The organism is Glutamicibacter ardleyensis (assembly GCF_014644555.1).
Lineage (GTDB): Bacteria > Actinomycetota > Actinomycetes > Actinomycetales > Micrococcaceae > Glutamicibacter > Glutamicibacter bergerei.
Map to the genome: position 1 here is coordinate 745,542 of NZ_BMKX01000001.1, position 21,498 is coordinate 767,039.

At 56.6% G+C, this 21,498-nt stretch carries 19 protein-coding genes; 9 read left to right on the top strand and 10 right to left on the bottom strand.

Annotated features, from left to right (window positions below; genetic code table 11):
* Positions 1 to 23: 23 nt before the first annotated feature.
* Positions 24 to 1,214, bottom strand: coding sequence for an MFS transporter (locus tag IEX04_RS03325; RefSeq protein WP_188683680.1), 1,191 nt, complete (start codon positions 1,212 to 1,214; stop codon positions 24 to 26).
* Positions 1,215 to 1,463: 249 nt separating this feature from the next.
* On the opposite strand from IEX04_RS03325, the gene IEX04_RS03330 reads away from it, so the two are divergent.
* Entirely contained in the window at positions 1,464 to 3,440 is a 1,977-nt protein-coding gene (locus tag IEX04_RS03330; RefSeq protein WP_188683682.1) for an ABC1 kinase family protein, read from the top strand.
* Positions 3,441 to 3,533: 93 nt separating this feature from the next.
* Here the strand turns inward: IEX04_RS03330 and IEX04_RS03335 are convergent, their stop codons facing one another.
* From IEX04_RS03335 to IEX04_RS03345, 3 genes are all read right to left on the bottom strand, one after another.
* On the bottom strand, positions 3,534 to 3,950 hold the full coding sequence (locus IEX04_RS03335; protein WP_188683684.1) for a DUF6069 family protein: 417 nt from the start codon (positions 3,948 to 3,950) through the stop codon (positions 3,534 to 3,536).
* A gap of 137 nt (positions 3,951 to 4,087) precedes the next feature.
* Complete coding sequence (locus IEX04_RS03340) at positions 4,088 to 4,417, bottom strand: DUF202 domain-containing protein (protein WP_188683686.1); 330 nt, start codon at positions 4,415 to 4,417, stop codon at positions 4,088 to 4,090.
* Positions 4,414 to 4,797, bottom strand: coding sequence for a YidH family protein (locus IEX04_RS03345; RefSeq protein ID WP_188683688.1), 384 nt, complete (start codon positions 4,795 to 4,797; stop codon positions 4,414 to 4,416). Before IEX04_RS03345 ends, IEX04_RS03340 begins: the two co-directional genes overlap by 4 nt.
* A gap of 205 nt (positions 4,798 to 5,002) precedes the next feature.
* Here IEX04_RS03345 and IEX04_RS03350 point away from each other — a divergent pair, with 205 nt between their 5' ends.
* Positions 5,003 to 6,049 (top strand): MBL fold metallo-hydrolase, encoded by a 1,047-nt coding sequence (locus IEX04_RS03350; RefSeq protein WP_188683690.1) that lies wholly within the window; start codon positions 5,003 to 5,005, stop codon positions 6,047 to 6,049.
* Entirely contained in the window at positions 6,046 to 7,395 is a 1,350-nt protein-coding gene (locus IEX04_RS03355) for an MFS transporter (protein WP_188683692.1), read from the top strand. Before IEX04_RS03350 ends, IEX04_RS03355 begins: the two co-directional genes overlap by 4 nt.
* 39 nt (positions 7,396 to 7,434) lie before the next feature.
* Here the strand turns inward: IEX04_RS03355 and IEX04_RS03360 are convergent, their stop codons facing one another.
* From IEX04_RS03360 to IEX04_RS03385, 6 genes are all read right to left on the bottom strand, one after another.
* Positions 7,435 to 8,352 (bottom strand): LysR substrate-binding domain-containing protein, encoded by a 918-nt coding sequence (locus tag IEX04_RS03360; RefSeq protein ID WP_188683694.1) that lies wholly within the window; start codon positions 8,350 to 8,352, stop codon positions 7,435 to 7,437.
* A gap of 167 nt (positions 8,353 to 8,519) precedes the next feature.
* Positions 8,520 to 9,752 (bottom strand): acyl-CoA dehydrogenase family protein, encoded by a 1,233-nt coding sequence (locus IEX04_RS03365; RefSeq protein WP_188683696.1) that lies wholly within the window; start codon positions 9,750 to 9,752, stop codon positions 8,520 to 8,522.
* Between the two features lie 51 nt (positions 9,753 to 9,803).
* Positions 9,804 to 11,030 carry an acyl-CoA dehydrogenase family protein gene (locus IEX04_RS03370; protein WP_188683698.1) on the bottom strand — a complete coding sequence of 409 codons (1,227 nt, stop codon included), beginning with the start codon at positions 11,028 to 11,030 and terminating at the stop codon, positions 9,804 to 9,806.
* Between the two features lie 290 nt (positions 11,031 to 11,320).
* Entirely contained in the window at positions 11,321 to 12,682 is a 1,362-nt protein-coding gene (locus IEX04_RS03375) for a GntP family permease (RefSeq protein WP_188683700.1), read from the bottom strand.
* Positions 12,683 to 12,865: 183 nt separating this feature from the next.
* Positions 12,866 to 13,927, bottom strand: a complete 1,062-nt coding sequence (locus IEX04_RS03380; RefSeq protein WP_188683702.1) for a CdaR family transcriptional regulator — start codon at positions 13,925 to 13,927, stop codon at positions 12,866 to 12,868.
* Between the two features lie 108 nt (positions 13,928 to 14,035).
* Positions 14,036 to 15,544 carry an aldehyde dehydrogenase family protein gene (locus tag IEX04_RS03385; protein WP_188683704.1) on the bottom strand — a complete coding sequence of 503 codons (1,509 nt, stop codon included), beginning with the start codon at positions 15,542 to 15,544 and terminating at the stop codon, positions 14,036 to 14,038.
* A gap of 208 nt (positions 15,545 to 15,752) precedes the next feature.
* Between IEX04_RS03385 and IEX04_RS03390 the strand changes: the two genes are divergently transcribed.
* The 6 genes from IEX04_RS03390 to IEX04_RS03415 all read left to right on the top strand — a co-directional run bounded on the left by IEX04_RS03390 (position 15,753) and on the right by IEX04_RS03415 (position 21,498).
* Positions 15,753 to 16,757, top strand: coding sequence for an ABC transporter substrate-binding protein (locus tag IEX04_RS03390; RefSeq protein WP_188683706.1), 1,005 nt, complete (start codon positions 15,753 to 15,755; stop codon positions 16,755 to 16,757).
* A 70-nt stretch (positions 16,758 to 16,827) separates the two neighbouring features.
* Positions 16,828 to 17,604: an ABC transporter permease gene (locus IEX04_RS03395; protein WP_188683708.1), complete on the top strand. Its 777-nt coding sequence runs from the start codon at positions 16,828 to 16,830 to the stop codon at positions 17,602 to 17,604.
* Positions 17,597 to 18,424 (top strand): ABC transporter permease, encoded by an 828-nt coding sequence (locus tag IEX04_RS03400; protein WP_188683710.1) that lies wholly within the window; start codon positions 17,597 to 17,599, stop codon positions 18,422 to 18,424. The genes IEX04_RS03395 and IEX04_RS03400 overlap by 8 nt, the downstream gene beginning before the upstream one ends.
* A 45-nt stretch (positions 18,425 to 18,469) precedes the next feature.
* A complete protein-coding gene (locus IEX04_RS03405) occupies positions 18,470 to 19,276 on the top strand; it encodes an ABC transporter ATP-binding protein (protein WP_188683712.1) in 807 nt (268 codons plus the stop codon).
* 2 nt (positions 19,277 to 19,278) lie between these two features.
* Positions 19,279 to 20,388, top strand: a complete 1,110-nt coding sequence (locus IEX04_RS03410; RefSeq protein ID WP_188683714.1) for a zinc-binding dehydrogenase — start codon at positions 19,279 to 19,281, stop codon at positions 20,386 to 20,388.
* A gap of 96 nt (positions 20,389 to 20,484) precedes the next feature.
* Positions 20,485 to 21,498 (top strand): ABC transporter substrate-binding protein, encoded by a 1,014-nt coding sequence (locus IEX04_RS03415; RefSeq protein ID WP_188683716.1) that lies wholly within the window; start codon positions 20,485 to 20,487, stop codon positions 21,496 to 21,498.

Sequence of the window (21,498 nt, forward strand, 5' to 3'; positions counted from 1 at the left end):
GACCGGATGCCTCTACGAAGCGCTCAGACAGAATTTTTGCGAGGCATCCGGCCCGTGCGGTACAACCACATGATCAGCAATAGCGACAACGCCACGACCGCCGCTGACGTGAGGAACGCTTCACGCAAGGTCCACAGCGCCGCGATAGTTCCCAAGATCCACGCACCGAGCGCGGTACTGACATCGAGTGCGAAAAAGTATGTTGCACTTGCCCGACCCCGCGCCTCGGGACGAGCGCTCAGCACCGAAATTGAATTCATTGACGGGCTCACCACACCGGTACTGAATCCAAACAAGGCACCTGCCACCAGCAGCAACCCAAGGCTGTCCGCAAAATAGATGCAGAGCATCGCGCCGACATTCAGCACTACTCCGCCCACCACTATGCCAGTTAGCGAAAGCACCTTACGCATGGTTCCGATCAGAAGCCGAGAGACCGCCAGCATTAGACCGCTCATCACGAAGAATAGACCAATACTCTCCATCCCTTGGCTCAAGGCATAGGCCGCCAAGAATGTATTCACGCTAGTCGTCCCAAACATAAAGCACAGCATCACGGTGGCCGGACGCCAGGAGTCTTTTTCCACCAGATTTTTCAGATGAAAACCGGACCGGTTTCGGCCAGAAATCGTTGCGGCTTTCGCGCGACGCCGCGCGTCAATCGCCTTTGCTTCCTTCGCCAAAGCCATGCGCACAAGGAAATTGAGAACGCAGCAACCCAACGCCACCGCAAAGGCGACCTCATACCCGGCGTGGATTCGCAGTGTTAGCGCCAGCCACGGCGCGAAGATTGTCACCACCGTCTGTTCAAGGCTGAGAATGCCTAGTCCCTCAGCAAGCTTCTTTTCCGGAATGATGTCGGTGGCCAAGGTTGAGACCGCAGTACCGTTCAGGCTGAACCCCGCGCCCTGCACCGCGCGTAAAGCAAGGAAAAGCCAAACCGGCAACGAAAGCAGGTAGAGCCCAGTGGCTGCGGTAAATAGCGCCACGCCCAGCAACATTATGACCCAGCGGCCGCGCGAGTCGACCAGCCAGCCAGAAAGGGGTCTGGTCAATGCTGCAGTCGCAAAATAGAGTGTGGAGGTCAACCCCACTTGAACCGGAGAAAGCCCTAAATCGAAGGCATAAAGAGGTACAAGGGTCACCAGCATCATCGTTGCGATGCGCAGGCTAGCGTTGGATAACATCAACGCGAAAAATACCCTTGTGTACAAGTTCTCTCCTTGTTTACTGCAGTACCCCCAAAAAACCCTACCTTGACGACCACTATTTTGATTCTCGAACTTTCATATATCGGAATGCCTGATCAGTCCCAGCTAGGCGTCATCTGAGTTGGTGGATATCGGAAGAAAAACAGTCTGTGCCCCGTACAGGTCCACTTTCACTGCGAACTGGCGCTCCGGATCAATTAGAGTTTGGACAAGAAGAGTAGTTAGCAAAGAAGTCTCAGGAGTTTAGTCCGCATGGAATTTGCCGAGATTGCAGGTCGGATACTGCTTGCCTCACTCGTCGCCGTGATCTTCATAGTGGTGCTCGCGATGTTCGTCCGCAGGCTGCTCGGGGTCACGGTGGGGCTGGGCCGCATCATCGTTGCAGGAGTCCTTGGCCTCGGAGCTGAAGTCGTTTTCGAATCCCGCTTCATCTGGCAGGATCCGGACGCTTCGTGGCAGCTGATCCCTGTCCAAATTGGGATCGTCTTGCTCGTTGCTTCGCTTTTCCTGATGCTCGCCGAGCTGGTAATTCCCACCGGAACGATTGTGCGTCCAGATAAATGGGTTACTTCAACGAGAAATCGCCTAGCCCGCACCCGACGCTATAGCGAAGTGACCCGAATAGCGTTGTCACATGGGCTCCTACCCGCACGCCGACCAAACCTTGCAAATACTGCGCAGGCTGCAGAAGATCGAACCACCGCTGGCCGGTCCTTGCGAATGGCTCTCCAAGAATCTGGGGTGACCTTCGTAAAATTCGGCCAGGTACTATCGACGCGCCCAGAGTTATTTCCAACCGAATACATAGACGAGCTCTCCAAGCTACAACAAAACGTGGCTCCCGAACCGTGGGAAAACATCCGCGAGGTCATTACCGCAGAGCTAGGGATGGAACTTGAAGAAGCCTTCGCGCACGTTGATCCCGAGCCTCTGGCCGCCGCGTCAATTGGCCAGGTACACACCGCACGTCTACATGGTGGCGAGGTAGTTGCTGTTAAGGTTCAGCGCCCCGGAGTTCAGCCCCTAGTCGAACGTGATTTAGACATCGCGTTACGGATGGCGCAGACACTGGAGCACTCTACCGAGTGGGGCAGGTCTTTGGGCCTTTACAAGGTCGCCGAGGGGTTTTCCCAGTCACTGCGTGACGAGTTGGATTATGAGCTCGAAGCAATGAATATCCAGGCATTGCGCACCACTTCCCTGCAATACCCGGAGACCGAACGAGTTGGTATTCCAGAGCATTACCCGCGATTGAGCACCAAAAGGGTGCTGGTCATGGAAATGGTTGCCGGACATACACTCAGCGAGCCAGGAACCGTGGAACGCTACTCAGATACCGTACGTAAGGCGCAAGCCAGCGCATTATTCAGGTCCCTCATGCACCAGATCATGGATGATGGGGTGTTCCATGCAGACCTACATCCAGGAAACATCGTGCTGCGACCAGACGGCAGCGCTACGCTCCTAGATTTTGGATCCGTAGGGCGTCTTGATGCCGAACTACGCGAACTGATCTCCGAAGTGCTTTTGGCTTTTTATCGCGGTGATTCTCGCACCATCGCAGATGCCTTACTCAGCATGGTTCCGATCCCGGAAGATTTTGATGAGTTGTTGCTACGGCGCGAGCTGAGCCATTTCATGTCTCGACATATGGGTCCCGGAGCCGAGTTGAAGGCCGAAGTTTTCACATTGTTGGTCGGCTTATTGGCGAAGCATCGGCTGGCAGTACCTGCGGAACTCACCTTGGCTTTCCGCGCAGTCGCGGTGCTAGAGGGCACCCTACGATTGTTGGCTCCTGGCTTCGACTTACTCACCGAGGCGAAAGAATACGGAGAAACTCGGCTACGTTCGAGCCTGCGCCCCTCATCAATCACCGAGGCGTTGAACAATGAGGTACTCACCTTGTTGCCAATGCTGCGCCGACTGCCACGAAGAATCGACACACTCACCGGAGATTTGGAGTCTGGCCGGCTCAGTATCAATATGCGACTTTTGGCGCATCCGCAGGACCGTAAGTTACTCGTCTCCCTGGTCCACGAAGGAATCCTCACGTTCCTTGCCGGGGTGACCGGCATTATGGCCACAATCCTGTTGGTCAACGGCGGCGGCCCGATGGTGACCTCATCGATGAGCTTGTTCCAGCTCTTTGGATACACTCTGGTGGCGGTGGCCTCGGTATTTATCTTGCGCGTGGTCTTCGATTTGTTCCGGCGAAGAAAAGGCGACTAACGCGCAGACTGCCTAAGCGCTAGTTAAACGTCGTGGCCGCCTGTTTAGACGGCCACGACGTTTAACTTAGACTCTTTTTACTGAGCAACATGATTACTTGGTGTGCAGGGCCTTGTTGCCGTAGTGCACAGCAAAGAACCAGCCGGCAGCGGTGATCAAGTGGATGGCGCTTAGCGTGATCACTGCGGCGATGTTCCCGGCGACCAAGACGGGGAGCACGATCGAAAGAACAGCGATAGCTACACCGATCCACTGTGCCACCTTGCAAATTCCTGGCCTGCCACGGCCAAGTAGGAATACGATGAGTCCAAAGAAAATGACGGGAATCATGGTGAAGGCCAGTACCTGCTGAAAGCCCACATGTTCGCCGGTGATCTCGTCAATCATCATGTCGGCCCCGGCGGAGCTGCCGATGAAAAAGGCAATCACGTTCAGGTAAGCGGTGCCCACTGCGGCAATCAAGACCTGGATGAAGTTAAACGGGCTTTTGGGCTGAGAAACTGGATTCATCCGCTAGGAGTCCCCTCGGAATTAGTTGGGTTATTTCAACTAAGTCTAAAACTCGAGATTACTCCCCGTACTCTCTGCGGCCAGTGAAATCGCTAACACTTCCCGCGAGGCAGAACATTCAACTGTTAAGACAGTAGTCAGTGTCGGCTAAGCACTAAAAACAGCCCGCATGCACCCAAAAGAAACAGGGCCAAGGTGGTCATCAGTATCGCCACGACGTCCGCGCTAATACATTCGTTCTTAATTCCTAGAGCCATGCGCCGGTACCGGGCACGCTGCGAGGCAAAGATCCCAAATGCCATGACACCCGAGATGCTGATCATCAGGATAATCCCGTAGCCATAGTGCGGAATCCAGCGTAAAAACACGGCACTCACTACAAGAAATGAGACCAGTGTCCGGGTCCAGGCAAACACCGTTCGCTCCGGCTGCAACCCCGGATCGGTGATCTCGATCGGTTCGTTCATGAGATTCGAGAACTAATAATCATCGCCACCGCGGCTAGCGAAGCGAGAACTGCACCAAATCCCAGCAGTGGCACAATCGCCGGAATCGGCAGCGGCTTACCCGTACGCATGCTGCGTTCCACGCGAACCCAGCGCACCGCCGCGCCGGCAGCAATAAGCATTCCCACACCAATAATGAGAACCGCAAGCCAGGTACGCACCGGCGAGGGAAACGCTTCTGCAGCAAAGGCTTCTAAGGCAGTGCCGCCTGCAAGAAATGCCAGTGAGGTACGAATCCAGGCAAGGAAGGTGCGCTCATTAGCCAGAGTAAACCGCGGGTCTGGTTCCTGGCCCTTAGGCAAGACCCAGCGCGATAGTCGGCTTCGTTCGTGCTCTGACATGCCCCTCCTTCGGGTGTGGCTTCCGCCCTTAGTGCACCATGGGCGCCGCTGATTCTTCGACTGTGCGCAAATTAGCGTCGCTTTGAAGCATACCGCCCCATTCATAAGAAAAACCGAAGTAGTTTGTAGATAAAAACAGTTTTACGAATGTGATGCAGCGCATAACAATAGAGGAAGGTACTGGAACAACGAAAGGTCGCAGACCATGACCTCCACAAATTTGAATCCCCACGTCGTTACGCTCGGCACAGCCGGTGGACCTCGTTGGTGGACCGGAGAGAACGCAGGGAAGCGCGCAGGCATTGCCACGGCAGTCGTTGTCGGCGACAGCGTCTATCTCGTAGATGCTGGAACCGGGGTAGGCAACCAGCTCATGAAGGCAGGCTTCAGCCCGGCCAATCTGCGTGGCATCTTCCTCACCCACCTGCATTCTGATCACACCATCGACCTCGCCTCGCTGGCGATTTTCGGGCTGTTCACCCTGCCGGCCGATAAAGAGCCGATAGTCATCCTTGGCCCCGGCGAGCGCGGCGCACTTCCACCGGTCTCACCGCGAGCTACCGTGCCACCGGCGGCCTTGTACCCGCAGAATCCAACGCCCGGTACCGCGTCAATGTTTGACCATCTTATGCAGGCCTACGCCACAGACATTAACGATCGAGTCATCAATGCGCTGCGCCCTTCGCCGCTGGATCATTTCAGCGCCCAGGACATACAGATTCCTAAAAATACCGGTTATCACCCGAACGATAATCCGACCCCGGAGCAGTTCGCGCCCTTTGTCATCTACACCGATGAGCTGGTGACGGTCACCGCGACGCTGGTGAAGCATCCACCGATCGCGCCGGCCTTTGCGTTCCGCTTCGATACCTCCGAAGGCTCTGTCACGATCTCCGGAGACACCTCTCCTTGCCAGAACCTGGTCGCTCTGGCCAAGGACACCGATTTGTTACTGCATGAAGCTATCGATTTTGACTGGGTGCAACGTGCGTACGGATCCATTGGTACCTTGGAGGCACAGGCCTCTATGGATCATCACCGGCGTGCACATACCTCCGCCGAGCAAGCCATTGATCTCGCCGAACAGGCTGGGGCACGCACACTGGCCTTGCACCACCTGGTACCGGGCACCACCCCGCTATCGGTATGGCTTGGACATGCGTCAAAGTTCTCTGGAAATTATTTGGTTCCCAACGATCTCGACAAGATTTCATTCAGTCGGGCCCTTAGTGAAATGGCGGCAGCCCGATGAGCAACACCATCAACACCCAGCAAAATGCAGCAAGTGCGGATTTGAAGGTTCCATCTTTGAACTCCCCGCAGATGCGTCGCATTCTTGCCTCCAGCTTCATCGGCAGCGCGATCGAGTTCTATGACTTTATCCTCTATGCCACCGCCGCGTCCTTGGTCTTCAACAAGGTGTTCTTCGTCGGGATGACTCCGTCCGTAGCGCTTTTCGCTTCCTTCGCCACGCTTGCGGTGGGTTACCTCGCTCGCCCGCTGGGCGGCATCGTCTTTGGTCACTTCGGCGACAAAATTGGCCGCAAGGGTGTACTGATTACTTCGATGGCAATGATGGGCGGCGCTTCGACATTGATCGGCCTGCTGCCGCCAACTGCTCAAGTGGGCATGATTGCACCAATCGCGCTCATCGCACTGCGCATCATTCAGGGTTTGGCCGTAGGCGGCGAATGGGGTGGCGCCATGCTGATGGCGTTGGAACACGCACCCAAGGAACGCCGCGGATTTGCCGCGAGCTTCGCCAATATGGGCGGCCCGGCTGGCGCGGTGCTGGCAACACTCGCCGTATCAGCTGTCACCCTCATGCCCGAGGACCAGTTCCTCTCCTGGGGTTGGCGCATTCCGTTCCTGATCAGCATTGCGCTGGTTGGCATCGGTCTGATTATTCGTCTCAAGGTCTCCGAATCCCCGCTTTTCCTGGCTTTGGAAGACAAGGCCGAGGAGCGCAAGACTCCGTTCATGGAAGTCATCACCAAATATCCGCGTTCGGTCATACGCGGAACGCTGGTTGGCATGAGCTCGTACACCGTTCAGGGACTTATGACGGTCTGGGCTATTTCATATGTAGTCGAAGAAGCGGGAATGGACCGCACCGCTGTACTGAACATCAAAGCAATCGGCGCAGCACTAACCGTAGTAGGCATCTGGTTTGCAGCCCGCTATTCCGACAAGCTGGGACGCCGACCGGTGATGATGGTCGGTATCGCCGCCGGAGCAATCATGGCTCTGCCGATTATGTGGATGCTGCAAATGGGAGAACTATGGCTCTTCGCTATCGCACTGTTCATCGCTAACGGCATTATACAAGCCACGATCTTTGGGCCATTTGGCGCCTTTACCGCGGAGCTGTTCCCCACCCGTATCCGTTATACCGGTGCATCGCTGGTGTACCAGCTCTCTTCCACCGTGGGTGCCGGGTTCACTCCGATGATCGTCGCAGGGCTGGTACTGCTTGGCGGCGGAACTCTTTGGATCGCCGGCGGGGTATGGGCCGCAACATTTATTGTTGCCGGACTAGCCATGCGGGGAATCAAGGAAGGCCGCGAGGCAGACCTCGAGGCTGAAGAGATCTCGTAATACGACGCAGAACTCAGGGTTGGTTGGAGCCGTCAGGCGCTAGCCAACCCTGTTTTCCTTTTCCGTTCCAATTTCCTCGCAGAAATCGAGGAATGCACGCAACCGCAAACTCGGTCGGGCCGACGCCGTATATGCCACACAGATATCGCTCTCCCCGACCTGCCCTTCAATTTCCAGCATCGCCAGCGGCAGGCCGTCATAGCTGAGGTTTACCGGAGGGCGTTGCACCAGTACCGTGTAGCCAAGTCCGCGCGCTACCAGCCCGCGGACCGCTTCAAAGCTCTGCGAGCTCCAGCGAATCTTCGGATCTAATCCGGACATTCGCAAGTTGACCAGTTGATTGTCACGCACCGTGGGGATGTCCAAGGAAACGAAGTCATCCTCGGCTAGTTCTGACAGATGCACTCTTTTGCGCTGGGCCAACCGGTGATTGCCTCCGACCAGCACGTAGGGACGCCCGGACATCACCCGGCGAAACTCAACGTGGGGAACCAAGTGCCGCGTATGAGTCAACACCGCGTCGAGATGCCCTCGGAGCATTCGCTCTTGGAGCTCTGCGCCATCACCTTCAACCAGGGTCACCTGCAAGTCGGGATTCACCTTGGTAAAACGTTCGCAGATCACCGGAATCCAGAACGCCGCCAGTGAAGAATAGCAACCGATGACCAGCGGTCCGGAGAGTTTGGTTTGGCGCTCCACAATCTGGTCTTGCACTTCTTCGGCATGGCGCACCAGCTGCCTGGCATCATGGAGGAAATCGGTACCAACCGCGGTCAAGACCACCCCGCGGGCCCGGCGCCGCACAAGCAATTGGGAACCAACTACCCGTTCAAGTTCATCCATGGCCTGGGACATCGCAGCCTGCGAAATATGGCTTGCCACGGCCGCTGCAGAGATGGAACCCGTCTCTGCAACAGCGACAAAGTACTGCAGTTGGCGCAGGGTGTAGTTGATCACCACCACAGTCTAGCCAGCGGCGGGCCAGTGCCCTCATTTCCGCTGAGTCGCGCGGAGTACTTCGGTAAATCCACAGCCAAAGCCGATGCCGCAGATTCCCGAATTCAACAGATCCTGGACTGAAAAATTCTCAACTCCTAAACCACGCACGCTCACGGTTTTATTGCCTACTTCGAAGCGCCAATCGCCCACACGCGTGGCAGTTGCGTGCCGTTGACCGCAAGGTCGCCGATCAAGCGGGCCTTGAATACCCAAGGATTGTGGTTACCGGCGGTACGCGCATTGCGCCAATGCCGGTCCAGATTCTTTGAGGTGCTTGTCGCCGAGGCAGCTAGTGCGTCAAAAGCATGAGTGAGTGCGGTGAGCACCAGTGGGGTCAAGGCCACCTGTGCTTGTGCGGAGGCAAGCTCGGCGTAGTCATTTGCTGCTTCATCTGCTTCGGCCGAAATGGCTCCGGCCTGCAGCTGAAGTGCGCTGTCGTAAGCACCCTGCAGAGCGTTGGAAACACGTTCTACCGTGGCCGTGGCGGCAAAAGCTGCTGCAGAAACCTCCCCGATGACTTGCAGGAGTTGCGGATCCTCACTGGCCACATTTGCGGCCCCATGGCTGAAGGTACGCCTGCGGTTCTTCAACTCCACTGCAAACTCACGCTCCGCCGCTTTGGCCGAACCGGCGAGCACAGCAAGCAATACCTGCTGGTAGAAGGCGGTCTGGTACTTGAAGCGAGTGTCGAAGTCGATCAGATTCTCCTCCTCCACGCTCGCATGGGTAAAAGTTGATGTACCGGTGCCGGTGGTGCGTTGGCCAAAGCCGTCCCAATCCTCGGCCAACGCAACACCGGGCTGATGAGCACGTACCGCAGCGATTATGCGTTTGCCGGTATCGGTGCGTTCTGCATAGGTGTCGAGCCAGTCGGCAAAGATGGAACCGGTGGAATAGTATTTGGTTCCATTGATCTTGAAGCCACCGACGCCATCAGGTGTCACCTTGGTGATGACCTCCCCCACCTTGACGGTTCCGATTTCGGTCCATGAGTTTCCGACTAGCTCGCCGGCCACAAATCGCGCCAGCCATTTGTCACGGCCTGGCCCGGAAGCAGAAATCAGCCGATCTTCCACGAAGGCGAAGTGGGAACGTAATGCCTGGGCAATATTTGTATCGGCGGCAGCCAGGTCCACAAAAAGTTCGAACAGTTCGGGCAGCGTAGCTCCCGCTCCCCCATCGCTTTCGGCAATGCGCACTGCACCAAAACCTGCGGCGGCGAGTTCGGCGATTTCGGCTCGTGGCAGTTCACCGGAACGATCACGTTCCGCCGCCCCTGCAGCGATCTTCTCAAAGATCGGATTAAAACGTTGACGTAGTTGCTTCAAACGATTGCCGGTTGCGGTCAGGGTGCTCATGAATTCTCCAAAAAATCTGTTGTGTACTGTGCTTTGTCTGCTGGTGATGGCTTAGGTGTACAGCGAGATTGGCTGTGCTTCACCGTGCAAGAAATACTGGCCCACTTCGATCTTCTTGTAATCCACCGGGTCATGCAGGGAGTGCGTGCGCACGTTGCGCCAGTACAGATCCAGTCCAACGTCATTGCTGGTTGATGAGGTTCCGGTAACCTCGAAGATTCGGTTCGCCACCTCCACCCCGGTTTCGGTGGAAACGATCTTCGCTTCGGCAATCGCCACTGCTAGTTCGGCGCGTTCTTCGGCGGTGACGTCTCCCGCCTTGGCGATCAGCAGGTCATAGGCGCGGCCGAGCTTTTCAACGAGCGCGGCAACCGCAGCCGTCCGCGCTTTGAGCTCGCCCAAGGTCCGCTGGAAGATCACGTCTCGTGAATAGGTCGGTGCCGTGGAAAGAAACCACGCGTTTTTGCGTCCCAGCAAGAGCTGTTTGCCACGTGCCAACGCGCCTTCGGCAATCCCCAAATAGAAGTTTGCAAAAGCAAGCTGCAATCCAGGAATGAGCAAGGTGGAGACCGGCTCCTCGGTCACTTCACCGAGGATCTCAGCGGCGTCAACTCGCACGTTGCTATAACGTACCGAGTTTGAAGCGCTCAGCCGCTGTCCCAAGTAATCCCAGTCATCAACCAGTTCAAGTCCTTCGCGGTCGGTAGGCAAGACGAAGGCCAGGACCTTACCGTCATTTTCGCCTCCCTGCACCAGGGCGTTGACGATAATCACTTCACCCACTCCCGAACCGGTGGAAAACCGCTTGGCACCGTTGAGCCGGTATCCATCGGCCTCGACGGTGAGCAGCAAAGTCGGGTCAACAGGGTTGACCGAATCTCCCCACAGCCACCCGTGAGCCACCGTGCGTTCCCACCAGGCGCCTTGCTGCTTAGCCGGGGCGTAGAATGCGATGCCGGTCTGGTTGAAGTAGTGATAGGCAAGCAGCTGCGCAATCGATCCGTCTGCATTCGCAAGAATGCGAATCGCTTCGAAGGCGGTCTCAAAGTGGCCCCCTGCGCCGCCAAATTCTGCTGGCACCAACAGGTCCAGCAGACCTGAGGATCGCAAAAGCTGCGCTTCTGCATGTGGCTGCTCGTTTTTACGATCCCGCTCCAGGGCATCTACGGCCAAGCTCTGTGCAACCTCTGTTGCGACCGCACGCCAATGCGTGAGCTCTCCAGTTGTGGCGTTGCCGGTAAAGGGGGTACGTGCAAGTGCTGCAGTGGCTACTGACATGAGCGATCTTCCTGTTCTCGGGTGGTTGATGGCTTAGACGCTACTGCGTCATCAGCGGCCCGTCAGCTGCCTTGGTCATCTGCTTGCACCGGCTGTCACCAGAGTTCTCATGGCGTCATATTGCTGGCCAGCTGGCTGCTCCGAAGCCGGAATTCCGACATCAAGCGACTCATATATCCGTTCGTTAACTCCTCTTGGGCTCGGTGCTTGACAACAGGAAATCTTCTCGCTTAAAAGCCAAGAGACGAGCACCGGTGCGGTTCTCGTCTCTTGGCTTTGTACTGGTGCGCTTAGAGCAGGATTGCCCCAAGAATCCACACGGTGATAAAACCTGCGGTGCCCTGAATAGCGGTGGCAACGCTCAACGTCTTGTATGCGGTGATCACCGGAATGCGGCTCAGCTGCGAGACCACCCAGAAGTAGGAGTCATTCGCGTGGGAAACCACCATGGCGCCGGCACCAATCGCCAGCACGGTGAGCACCATCCCCATGTCTGTGCTCAAACCCAGTGAACCAAGCATCGGCGCCACCAGTGCAGAGGTGGTCACCATGGACACCGTTGAGGAGCCTTGCGCGGACTTCAGTGCCGCTGCGATCAGGAAGGGAACGGCCAAGCCGATGCCCAACCCGCTGAGTGAATCGGAGAGGATCGTGGTCAGCTTCGACGCTGCAAGTACCGCGCCAAGGGACGCACCGGCTCCGGTGATCAACAAGATCGGTGCCGCGGTACGAACCGCGTCATGCATCTGCTCGTTGAAGTCCACGAGTTTCTGGTTACCACGCAAGAGCAGGCTCGCGGCAAGCAAGCCGAAGATCAACGCGATGACCGGGGTACCGAGGAAGGACAGCGTTTCCAGTGCAGCGCCTTCACCCAAAGGATGAGATGGAAGCTTGGCTACCGAGGCACCGCAAATCAATAGCAAAGGTACGATAATCGGCAGGAATGCCAACAGTGGGGCCGGCAATTTGCCGTAGCTGGCACGCAGTTCTTCATAGCTCTGCTCGGTGAGATCATCGTGGTCTTCCTCAGGCAAGGGCGTCCAGCTCTTCTTGCTGAAACTGTTGGCATAGAACAGACCGGCCATCGCGGAAATTGCCGCCACCGGAAGTCCCACGGCAATGATCAATCCGAGGTTATCGGCAATGCCAATACTTTCCGCGGCTGCTAATGGGCCCGGGGTTGGCGGAACCATGGTGTGCGTCGCGTAAAGCCCGGTCATCAAGGCTACCGAGGTGGCCAAGCCCGAAACGCCGGTGCGCAGCGTGATCGCTTTGCGCAGTGAGTTCAGTACTACGTATCCGGAATCGCAGAAGACCGGGATGGAAACTATATAGCCGATGATAGACAGCGTGAGGTTGGGAAAACGGGTTCCAAGCACCTTGATCAAAGCATCAGCCATGGATATCGCCGCGCCGGAACGTTCAAGGATGATGCCGATCATCGTCCCGAAAAGGATCACCAAACCAATGTTGCCCATGGTGTTGCCGAAGGCCGTGGTCACCGTGCTGGCAACCTCAGCGACGGGTATCTGATAGGCGAACGCGGCAAGAATGGCCGCACCAATCAAGGCAAGGAAGGGGCTGACTTTCCAACGGGCGGTGACCAGCACAATGCCTGCCACAAGGATCAGCAGAACTAATAGTTCGTACATGCGGTAAATGGCTCCTTTGCCAATATGCGTACGGTTTGCGCCGTGCGTCCGCGCATGATTTCTGCGGCTTCAACACCGTAGGCGCACGAAAACCCGCGCAGGGCGGCGAACATCTTGATTAGTTTAGAGCGCCGAACAAAACTCCCCTATAGGCGCGTGACCAGAAGTTTCTTCGTGTTGACCTTAGAAAATGTGCAGCTGCCCCAAGGCAATCGATGCGTAGAGAGAATGCTGCAAGCGCAAGAACTGCGCCGAATGCCGGATATCAAGTCCGGTCAGCTGACCGGCCCTATCAATGCGCTGCACTAATGTATTTCGATGGATATGCAGATACTCGGCCGCCTCAAGCATGCTGTTCGCCGAGGCGATCACCAACAGTGTTCGACCCTGTTCGGCGTTCACGTTTGCGGCTAGTTCCGCCAAGGTTTCGAGGTTGCGTTCCGGAGTACGTGCGATGGCCACGGCCACTTCCGGACTCCAGATACGGCGGGATTCCCGACGAGGCAGCAACTGTGGTCGTCTGCTGAGCACGCGCAATACTTCTGCTTCATGAAGAAGCTGGGTCGCCTTCGCGCTTTGCGCTGATTCCAGGTATTTATCGCCATGTGCGATATGCGTTTCATCGATATTGGCCTGGCTTGTACGCAGTCGCCAGTATCCCCCGGAAAGGTAGATCCATGCGGTTCGCTGGCCCTCAACGGCTTGCTGCTGACGAAAGTCCGGACGCGGTTCCTGCGGGATCCACAGTTCCAAGATCCAGGGGGCCCGCAATCCATGGGCGGCCAAGCGCCTGTCGATAAGGTCCGCGTCGGCGCTACCTGCGAGTAGCGCCGAAATGAGGTCGCGAGCTTCGGTTTCACGCCGGCTGCTGCGGCCATGCTCGCGTTCTTGCGCAAAGAGCAATTGCACCGTCAGGGCAATTAAATTTGCCAGTGGCCGTACTTCACCCGGAGCACCGGTGACGCCAACTACCCCGCACAATTGCTCGTTGAGTATCAAAGGTGCGTTTACTCCGGGCTGCGTTCCGGCAGCGGCATCAGTCTGTTCAATATCGACGATACGGTTGCTTCGAATCGCTTCAAGGCTACCCTCATGGTGCGAACCGACCCGGGATCGATCGCTGGAAGCAATGATAATGCCGTGGGAATTCATGATGTTCACATGGCGATTGATGGTTGGAGCAATAGTATCGACGACTTTTTGCGCTAAATCTCCGCTTAGCCTGATCGGCTCTTGCTCTTCCATAGATTCATCGTAGCTCTCTCGCCGGTGGCACCCGCGCTGCAAGGTCTCCGGCAGAGCCCGGCTGTTGCTATTGAGCGGTCAGGGTGCCACTGGCGGAAGCTGCTATCGTCAGTCGATTTTGACGGTGACCGACTTCAACGAGGTGTAGGCTTCGATTCCTTCTCGTCCGTTTTCATGTCCCCAACCGGACTGCTTGAATCCGCCGAACGGCATGTTCGCGTCCATACCGGATCCGGTATTCACGCGAACGTTTCCGGCCTGAATCTTCTTGGCGAACATCAATGCCCTGGAAATATCCTGACTGAAGATGATTGAATTCAGACCATAATCATTATCGTTTGCACGACGCAGAACGTCAGCCAGCGAGTCTTCATCACTAAAAGTACTCACCGAGAGCACCGGGCCGAAGATCTCTTCCGTGGACACAGTCATTTCAGGCGTGACATTCTTCAGAACTGTTGGCTGAATGAAGAAGCCCTCACCGGCCGCCTTCTCACCACCGGTCACCAGCTCGGCGCCATCAGCAATTCCCGCCGCAATATAGCCCAAGACCCGTTCGCGCTGCATTTCGGAAACTAGTGGGCCGAGCTGCGTTGCGGAATCCAGTCCGGAACCAATCTTCATACTCTTCGCAAATTCTGCGATGCCCTCGATGACCTTATCTGCCACATCTTCGTGAACATAGAGACGTGAACCGGCGGCGCAGACCTGTCCCGAATTAGCGAAAATACTCATCGCGGCTCCTGGAATGGCCGTGGCGAGGTCCGCATCCGGATAGATGACCACCGGAGATTTTCCGCCCAGCTCCAAGCTCAATCGTTTGAGGTTGCCGGCAGCGGAAGCAAGCAGCCGCTTGCCGACTGCGGTTGAGCCGGTGAATGAAACCTTGTCCACATCGGGGTGATCGGCGAGCGCCTGTCCGGCCACCGGGCCGAGCCCCTGAACTACGTTGAGAACACCGGCAGGGATTCCAGATTCGAAGGCGATCTGAGCCAACCTGACCGCGGTCAGCGGGGTCAGTTCTGCTGGCTTGAGGACCACCGTGCAGCCGGCCGCCAGAGCCGGGGCAATCTTGGACATGGCGATGGTGAAGGGCACGTTCCACGGAACGATGAGCCCGGCGACACCCAGTGGTTGGCGCAATGTGTAGGCATGCCAGGTTCCCGGCAAGGAGACCTCCCGTGTCTCCCCATTGAGCTTGGTCGCCCAACCCGCGTGGTAGCGCAGGATCTCGATGCCCATAGGGAGCTCGCCGAAACGAGCCACGTTATATGGCTTGCCGCAATTCAAAGATTCCAGGGTCGCTAATTCTTCAAGATTCTCTTCCAGCGCATCCGCGAAACGGTGCAATGCGCGCTGACGTTGAGCCGGGGTGAATTCGGCCCAGGGGCCCGAGGTGAATGCCTGTCGAGCTGAGCTTACGGCGTTGTCCACATCCTCCGCCGTGGCGGCGTTGGTCATCGCCAGCAGCTTGCTGGTGGAAGGGTCCGTGACTTCCAACTGGTCACCGCCTCCCTGGGTGGATTCACCGTTGATGAACAGCGGGAGCGGAGCGGAGGCGAGTTTTTCGCGTAATAGGTCTGCCATGGGCGTGATGGCGGTTTCGATTGCTGACATCTGAATTCTCCTAATTCCCGGTGCGAAGCCAAAATTTCTTCGCACACAATTTGCTTGTGAGCCTTGCCACATAATCTACTAGAAGATATATTGTGAAACAAGAAATAGATTTTGGTTCGATGTTTGTTTTCACTGTTCCGGCTGCAGGGCACACCGGGATTCACTCGCAGGCCACCTATTGGCCGGCCATTTCCAAGGAGACTTTCCCATGGTCAAGAATCGACTTATCACTCGCAAGGCCTTTGCTGCGCTGGCAGCCTCGGCACTCGCAGTGGGCGCATTATCCGCCTGCGGTAGTGGCGAAGAAGCCACCGCCGACGGCCCGACCAAGCTCCGCGTTGCCGTGGCACCCATCCAATTCGAAACCGCATATGTCGCAGATTCCCATGGATTCTTCGAAAAACAGGGTCTCGATGTTGAAATCGTCAATGGCGCCGATCCCGCAGCCCTGCTGGCTCAGGTGGTCTCCGGGGACGTAGATGTCGCCATAGGTTCATGGATCAACGTCGCAACGTCCTACTCCCAGGGCGTCCCGATTCAGGTCATCGGCGGCAACGGCATGGTCGACGACAAGTCCGATAACTCCGGCGTCCTGGTTGCCAAGGATTCAGACATCAGCTCACTGGCTGATTTGAAAGGCAAAACCATTGGCGTCGTTGGAGTGAAGTCCGGCGGTGACATCCCGGTTCTCCAGGCTCTGGAGGGTGCCGGGGTGAAACTCGATGAAGCCAAGGAAGTGGCAATTCCCTACGCAGGAATGGAGGCCGCTCTGGAACAGGGCACCGTGGATGCGGTAGTTCCGGCGGATTCCTTCTACCACCAGATGCTCGATTCGGGATACAAGTCGATCTCCAACCCGGTTCGCGAATACCAAGGCAATATGCCGGTGACCGTATGGACCGCAAAGAAGGATTGGCTGGATGCAAACGCTGAGACCGCCAACAAATTCCTTGGTGCCATGAAGGAGGCAGTTGCCTTCTACGAAGATGAGGCGAACCTGAAGACCGTTCAAGAAGCCCATGCAAAGGTGAACCAGATTGATGTGGCCAAGGCGCCTAAGGAATTCGTTCCTGCAGATGTCACCTTCAACAAGGCCGAAGCGCAGTCCGGCATCGACGCGATGGTGCACTTTGGCCTCGTAGCCAACCCCATCAACGTTGATGACGTGCTCTGGGATCAGGCTCCGAGCCGCGAATCCGCAGACAGCAAGTAATTACCGAACTTGGGTGGCGTAAAGGTAACCCCTTTACGCCACCCACTCCCATATCTTTCTAAGGAAAACAATGAAAGAGTCAACGATCTCTCCGGGCCTGCTTACGGTCCAGCGCGTCGTGGCCATCGGCGTCCTGTTTGGAATCTGGCAATTGATCATTGCCTCGGGAACCATGCCTTCAATGCTCCCCGGGGTGACCCAAATTTTCGCTGGAATCGGGGAAACCATCGTCAGTCCGCTGTTCTGGGAAGCCCTGGGCAAAACGCTTCTGGCAGCCCTCACCGGCTGGGTGCTAGCATCCGTCATCGGCGTGATTCTGGGACTGACCATCGGTTCGGTCCGCTTCCTAGATCGCTCCAGCAACATCCTCATTGATTTTGGACGCTCCTTCCCGGTGCTCGCTCTCATGCCAGTGGTGATCATGCTTCTAGGCAGCAACTCGATTATGGAAATCGTGGTCGTGGGACTTTCCTGCTTGTGGCCGGTACTGGTGCAAACAATTTACGGTGCACGCCGCCAGGAATCGGCAGTTGCAGATACCGTCGCGGTCTTCCGAATCCCAGTCATGCTGCGTTTCCGTCGAGTATTGCTGCCCTCGGCGATGCCGTTCATCGCCACCGGTGTCCGGATTTCCGCGTCCATCGCGATCCTTGTTGCGGTAGGCGTTGAGGTCATTAGCCAGGCGCCAGGCATTGGACGCCAAATCACCTTGATGCAGCAGGCCCAGCGCTGGGACATGGCTTTCGCCTATTTGTTCTTCGCTGGCTTGGTGGGTTGGGGCATCGCGGCGCTGCTGCAACTGGGCGAGAACCGCCTACTGAAATGGAAGAGGCAGAACGATGACTAATTCGACGCTCAAGGCTCCGGCTCCGGCAGCTGTCCAGCCCCCTGCACGGAAGCCCTCAAACGGCTCGGGCAAGAAGTTATTAACATCCACGTGGCTCATCGTTGTGGTCGTAGCGATCTGGTGGTTCGCCTCAGCTAACTCAACAAATTTCTTCATCCCTTCGCTGCAGGAAATCCTCGAATCCTTGGTTCGAGATCTAGGCAATGGGGTAATTCTCGGCGGCGCGTTGTACTCCCTGACAAACCTCTTCGTAGGGCTTGCCATCGCGGCGGTCCTGGGCATTGGCGGAGGGCTGTTGTTTGGTGAACTCCACTGGCTGCGGCGCATCTTCGACCCGATCATCCACTTCTTCCGCTCGGTTCCGCAAGCTGCCTTGGTACCAATGATTATCGGTGTTTTCGGCATGGGGCAGGGCCCCAAAATGGGCACCATTGCTTTCGCCTGCATGTGGCCAATTCTGCTGAACACCATCGATGGGGTGCTCGGCGTGGAACCTACCATCCGGAAATTCTCCAAGGTCTACCGCATTCCACGGATGCTGCACTTTCGCCGTGTCGTACTGCCTGCAGCGTTACCGCAAATCATGGCCGGTGTCCGCGTCGCACTGCCTATCGGCATCACGGTCATGGTGGTCTCCGAAATGTTCGCTTCCATTGAAGGCCTGGGCTTCTTCATCCTGAATTCATCGGCAACCTTCAAGGTCCCAGAAACCTGGGCCGGCGCACTGCTTGTTGGCGTTATTGGTTACCTCATTTCCATTCTTTTCGTCTTCGTGGAAAAGCGAGTTCTGCGCTGGTATCACGCCTCCGGCGCACAGTAACCAGCCATGACCCCCGAAGATCATTCTTTCCCGCAAGGAGCTAACATGACCACCCAGACACCGACCACCGAAGCAACACAAACCGCACCCCTACTCATGAAGGTTCGTGGCATGTCCATGAGCTATGGCGAGGGCGCCCAAGAAAACAAGATCATTGAGAATCTTGATCTCGATGTCGAATTTGGACAGTTCATCTCGATTGTCGGACCATCAGGGGTAGGCAAAACAACCTTGTTGCGTTGCCTCTCCGGACTATTGCGGCCGAAGGCCGGCACCATCGAAGTTTCCGGTACGCAGATCTCCGGTCCACACCCAGATCTAGCGGTGGTCTTCCAGGATTACTCCCGTTCGCTGATGCCATGGATGACGACCCGTGAAAATGTTGCCTTCCCGCTGCAGGGCAAGGGTATGGGAAAGACCGAGCGAAACAACCTGGCTGATGAAAATCTTGCAGCAGTCGGGCTGGCCGGACAAGGAGACAAGTTCCCTTGGGAGATGTCAGGCGGCATGCAGCAGCGCGTAGCTATTGCCCGCGCCCTGGCCTACAACGCCAAGGTGCTCCTCATGGACGAGCCCTTTGCCTCTGTTGATGCGCAGACGCGTTTCGACCTGGAAGATCTGGTCCTGGATCTGCAGCACAAACTTGGGGTCACGATCCTGTTGGTCACCCATGACATTGACGAAGCCTTGTACCTTGCCGACAAGGTTGTGGTGATCGCCGAGAAGCCTGCGACTGTCGTCGATGAAATCATCACCGACTTTGGAGACACCCGCGACCAGTTGGCGACCAAGGCAGATCCGCGCTTTGCCGAAGCCCGTGCTCGCATCCTTGTGCGTTTACGCAAGGACTAAAGATGCCAACAATTGCTCGTGCAGCACTGGTTCGAGGGTTCGACGGAACCTTTTGCGTCGAAGAAATTCAGATCGATGATCCGCAAGGATCCGAAGTTCTGATCGAGGTACGTGCGGTGGGCTTGTGCCAGTCAGATGCGCATCTTTCCAGTATCGATCTTGGGATCCCCACACCATTGTTAATGGGACACGAGATCTCCGGAATTATCACGCAGCTCGGTGAGCAGGCATCCGGATTAGAAGTTGGCGACCATGTGGTGGCCACCTTGATCCAGTATTGCGGCAACTGCACGGCATGCCTTTCGGGTGAGGTCTACCGCTGCGAACGACGTGAACACACCCTGCGGCCAGCAGACGGCAATCCTCGGATTACCAGCGCGTCAGCGCCGGTAACCCAAATGTTCGGCACCGGTGGTTTTGCCAATTATGCACTGGTGCATGCGCATCAGGTAGTGAAGATCCCGACGAACTTCCCTTTCCCCCAAGCTGCGGTCATGGCATGTTCCACGTTGACCGGGGCCGGCGCGGTATTTAATACCGCAAAGGTGCGTGCCGGAGATTCGGTGGCGGTAATCGGTGCCGGAGGCATTGGCCTGAACGCGATTAATGCTGCCCGGATCGCCGGCGCCACGATCATCATCGCGGTGGATCTGGCGGATGAAAAGCTGGATCTTGCGCGTAGTTTTGGAGCCACCCACACCATCAACGGCGGCACCGAAGATGCCGTGCGGGCAGTCCTAGAGCTCACCGGAGGCGGGGTGGATCATGCTTTTGAAATGATTGGATTGGCACCAACTAGCCTGCAGGCGATTCGCATGACGCGGGTGGCCGGCGACACCTACCTGGTCGGCCTGCATAAACCAGGCGCGGAACTCGCCTTGGATGCCATGGCCGACATCATCCAACCGCAACGCACACTGCATGGAATCTATATGGGCTCATCGAACCCGCAGCAGGACATCCCCCGCTATGTAGAACACTATCTGGCGGGGCGTCTTCAGCTTGATGAATTGGTGGCTCGGGAGCTGCACATTGAGCAGATTAATGAAGGGTTCGCCACCATGAAAAATGGTGGCGCTGTAGCGCGCAGTGTGATCACCAGCTTCAGTTAATCAATCATGCTGCATCCGAGTTATCTGGCTCGGGCCGCGAAGCAAAGAAATAACGTACAAACTATCTGGCCATGAGTTTCATTTACCAGGAGCAACATGTCATTTAAGAATTACCCGCCTCGATTCCGCCGGGGAACTACGCTTGCACTCGTTTCCGCACTAGCCCTCATGGGGTTGACCGCATGCGGTTCATCGGAACAATCCGCTGCGGCAGATGGGCCAATCAAGTTACGCGTCTCGGTGGCGAATATTCAGTTTGAAACCGCCTATCTTGCCCAGTCCGAAGGATTTTTTGAGGATCAAGGGCTGGACGTAGAAATCGTCACTGGAGCAGACCCTGCATCGCAGATTGCCCAAGCCATCTCCGGAGAAGTCGATATCGCCACGGGCGCTTGGACCAACGTCGCAACTTCGGCTGCCCAGGGTGTCCCGATCAAGGCTGTTGCCGGCAATGGCCTGGTCGATGCAGAGATTGATAATTCAGGGGTCATGGTTGCCAAAGACTCTGAAATTAGCTCCTTGAATGACCTCAAAGGGAAAACCGTCGGTGTCGTAGGGATTAAGACCGGAAGCGATATCCCGCTATTCCAGGCGCTGGAGGCCGAAGGGATCAACGAAGGTGATTTCAGTGAGGTAAGCGTACCTTACGCCGGCATGCAGGCGGCCTTGGAGCAGCACACGGTTGACGCGGTACTTCCGTCCGGAACGTTCTACCAGCAAATGATCGATGCCGGATTCACGTCGCTCGCAAATCCGATTCGTGAGTTCCAAGGCAACCAGCCGGGCACCTTATGGGTTGCCACGGATCAGTGGCTCGGGACCAACGCAGAGACCGCCGAGAAGTTCGTGGATGCGATGCGTGACGCGGTGAGTTTCTATCAGGATCCGCAGAACCTCGAAGCTGTCCGCAAAACGAACGCCGAGGTGAACCAAATCGGCATCGACAAGGCACCCACTGCCTTCGTCCCGGCGAGCGTTGATATCAACATTGCTGAATCGCAGTCAGGTTTGGATGCCATGTCGCATTTTGGGCTCATTGAGAAGCCGGTAACCACCCAAGAGGTGCTGTGGGACAAGGCTCCGCGCAGGGATTCTGCCGCCACCAAATAG

What these genes read in the sequence shown, in the direction of transcription:
- IEX04_RS03405 (WP_188683712.1), top strand. Translation starts at nt 18,470, where the DNA reads ATGACCACCCAGACACCGACCACCGAAGCAACACAAACCGCACCCCTA.
- IEX04_RS03395 (WP_188683708.1), top strand. Translation starts at nt 16,828, where the DNA reads ATGAAAGAGTCAACGATCTCTCCGGGCCTGCTTACGGTCCAGCGCGTC.
- IEX04_RS03365 (WP_188683696.1), bottom strand. Translation starts at nt 9,752, where the DNA reads ATGAGCACCCTGACCGCAACCGGCAATCGTTTGAAGCAACTACGTCAA.
- IEX04_RS03355 (WP_188683692.1), top strand. Translation starts at nt 6,046, where the DNA reads ATGAGCAACACCATCAACACCCAGCAAAATGCAGCAAGTGCGGATTTG.
- IEX04_RS03370 (WP_188683698.1), bottom strand. Translation starts at nt 11,030, where the DNA reads ATGTCAGTAGCCACTGCAGCACTTGCACGTACCCCCTTTACCGGCAAC.
- IEX04_RS03330 (WP_188683682.1), top strand. Translation starts at nt 1,464, where the DNA reads ATGGAATTTGCCGAGATTGCAGGTCGGATACTGCTTGCCTCACTCGTC.
- IEX04_RS03380 (WP_188683702.1), bottom strand. Translation starts at nt 13,927, where the DNA reads ATGGAAGAGCAAGAGCCGATCAGGCTAAGCGGAGATTTAGCGCAAAAA.
- IEX04_RS03335 (WP_188683684.1), bottom strand. Translation starts at nt 3,950, where the DNA reads ATGAATCCAGTTTCTCAGCCCAAAAGCCCGTTTAACTTCATCCAGGTC.
- IEX04_RS03410 (WP_188683714.1), top strand. Translation starts at nt 19,279, where the DNA reads ATGCCAACAATTGCTCGTGCAGCACTGGTTCGAGGGTTCGACGGAACC.
- IEX04_RS03390 (WP_188683706.1), top strand. Translation starts at nt 15,753, where the DNA reads ATGGTCAAGAATCGACTTATCACTCGCAAGGCCTTTGCTGCGCTGGCA.
- IEX04_RS03400 (WP_188683710.1), top strand. Translation starts at nt 17,597, where the DNA reads ATGACTAATTCGACGCTCAAGGCTCCGGCTCCGGCAGCTGTCCAGCCC.
- IEX04_RS03350 (WP_188683690.1), top strand. Translation starts at nt 5,003, where the DNA reads ATGACCTCCACAAATTTGAATCCCCACGTCGTTACGCTCGGCACAGCC.
- IEX04_RS03415 (WP_188683716.1), top strand. Translation starts at nt 20,485, where the DNA reads ATGTCATTTAAGAATTACCCGCCTCGATTCCGCCGGGGAACTACGCTT.
- IEX04_RS03340 (WP_188683686.1), bottom strand. Translation starts at nt 4,417, where the DNA reads ATGAACGAACCGATCGAGATCACCGATCCGGGGTTGCAGCCGGAGCGA.
- IEX04_RS03345 (WP_188683688.1), bottom strand. Translation starts at nt 4,797, where the DNA reads ATGTCAGAGCACGAACGAAGCCGACTATCGCGCTGGGTCTTGCCTAAG.
- IEX04_RS03385 (WP_188683704.1), bottom strand. Translation starts at nt 15,544, where the DNA reads ATGTCAGCAATCGAAACCGCCATCACGCCCATGGCAGACCTATTACGC.
- IEX04_RS03375 (WP_188683700.1), bottom strand. Translation starts at nt 12,682, where the DNA reads ATGTACGAACTATTAGTTCTGCTGATCCTTGTGGCAGGCATTGTGCTG.